General features: G+C 75.0%; 3 protein-coding genes. All 3 read left to right on the top strand.

What is annotated here, in order from left to right:
• Window positions 1-383 (top strand): sensor histidine kinase (locus tag D8M29_RS13665; RefSeq protein WP_370450174.1); only part of this gene is annotated, 383 nt, incomplete at its 5' end.
• Window positions 384-439: 56 nt separating this feature from the next.
• Window positions 440-1,132, top strand: coding sequence for a response regulator transcription factor (locus D8M29_RS11735; protein WP_119217690.1), 693 nt, complete (start codon window positions 440-442; stop codon window positions 1,130-1,132).
• A gap of 353 nt (window positions 1,133-1,485) precedes the next feature.
• A partial coding sequence (locus tag D8M29_RS11740; protein ID WP_127446003.1) for a hypothetical protein occupies window positions 1,486-1,730 on the top strand: 245 nt, incomplete at its 3' end.

The following is a 1,730-nucleotide window of genomic DNA, read 5'->3' on the forward strand; positions in this document are numbered from 1 at the left end:
TCCTGCCCGCGCTCGTGGAGACGATGCGGCTGTCCGGACTCGAGGTGTCCCTGCTGGAGACCGGCACGCCCCGCCGTGCGCTGCCGGCGGGCGGCGAGCTGGCCGCGTACCGGATCGTGCAGGAGGCGCTGACCAACACGCTGCGCCACGGCGGGCCGGACGCGGACGCGTTCGTCACGCTCGCCTGGACGGCGCGCGGCCTGGACCTGCAGATCGACGACGACGGCCGCGGCGCCGCCGCCGACCCCGCCACCCGGGGCAGCGGCCAGGGTCTGCGGGGGGCCGCCGAGCGGACGGCCCTGTTCGGCGGGACGCTCGAGACGGGGCCGCGCGTCGGGACCGGGTACCGCGTGTCCGCCCACCTGCCGTACTCGGCGGTGTGAGGGGTGGCCGCCCCCGCGCCGCCCGCTCACCCCGTCCGACTTGAGAGGATGAGCCCATGAGCTCCGAGGAGACCGCCCCCGTCTGCGTCGCCCTGGTGGACGACCAGGCCCTGATCCGCTCGGGGCTGGCCATGCTCGTGGAATCGCAGCCGGACCTGATGGTCGTGGCGGAGGCGGCCAGCGGGCGCGAGGCGGTGGCGTCGGTGTCCGTGACGGGCGCCGACGTCGTGCTGATGGACGTGCGCATGCCGGAGATGGACGGCATCGAGGCCACCCGCGCCCTGCTGCGCCGGCCGGACGCCCCGCGCGTCGTGGTGCTGACCACCTTCGACCTGGACGAGTACGCGTTCGATGCGATCGAGGCGGGCGCCAGCGGCTTCCTGCTCAAGGACGCCCCGCCCGAGGAGCTGCTCGCCGCGATCCGCACGGTGCACCGGGGCGACGCCGTGATCGCCCCGTCCACGACGCGCCGGCTCCTGACGCACATGGCCCCGCGCCTGCGCTCGGACCAGGTCCGCAGCGCGGAGTGCGAGGAGCAGCAGGCGGCGGTGGCGTCGCTGACCCCGCGCGAGCGCGAGGTGCTGGTGCACATGGCGCAGGGCGCCGCGAATCTGGAGATCGCCGCCGAGCTCGTGCTCTCCGAGGCCACGGTGAAGACGCACGTCGGCCGGGTGCTGGCCAAGCTCGGCGCCCGCGACCGCGTGCAGGCCGTGCTCATCGCCCACCGCGCGGGCCTCGTGCAGTTCTGACCCGCAGTTCCTCCCCGGCCCGCTCCCGCTCCATCCCTGCCCCAGTCCCTGCCCCACCCCTCGTTGAGGCCCGCGGACACGCCGCTACGCCGACGTCGTAGCGGCGTGTCCGCGGGCCTCAGCAGTCGGCCTGGGCGCTGGGACCCCTCCCTGAGGCCCTCCTCAGACGTCTGTCAGTACAATCACAGGTCATACCTGGGTATGAGTCGGGCGGCCCGAAGTTCATCCTCATGGCCCTGCCGGTGCGCCCACCCCCTCCGCGATGCTGGACGCAGGCCCCGCAACGGGTCCGCCGCCGGGGTGCACGCGCCGACGGACGCCCCCGGCCCGACGCGCACTGGAGGAGAGGCACCATGACCGGCAGCATCCTGGACCAGCCCACCCCGACGACGTCCCGCGCCTCCGACGCAGCCACCGAGCAGGCGCAGCGGGACAGCGAATGCGTGGCCTTCTTCGTCGCGCTGGTGACGGCCGCCGTCGTGATGCTGGGCCTGAGCCTGTTCACGGGCGTCGAGGGGCTGCTCCGCCTGGCGCTCACCGCGGGCGCCGGCCTGCTCGCCGGCGCCGTCGCGTGGGCCACCGCCCGCCCAGATCGGAG

Source organism: Micrococcus sp. HSID17227 (assembly GCF_003989405.1).
Taxonomy (GTDB): domain Bacteria; phylum Actinomycetota; class Actinomycetes; order Actinomycetales; family Micrococcaceae; genus Micrococcus; species Micrococcus luteus.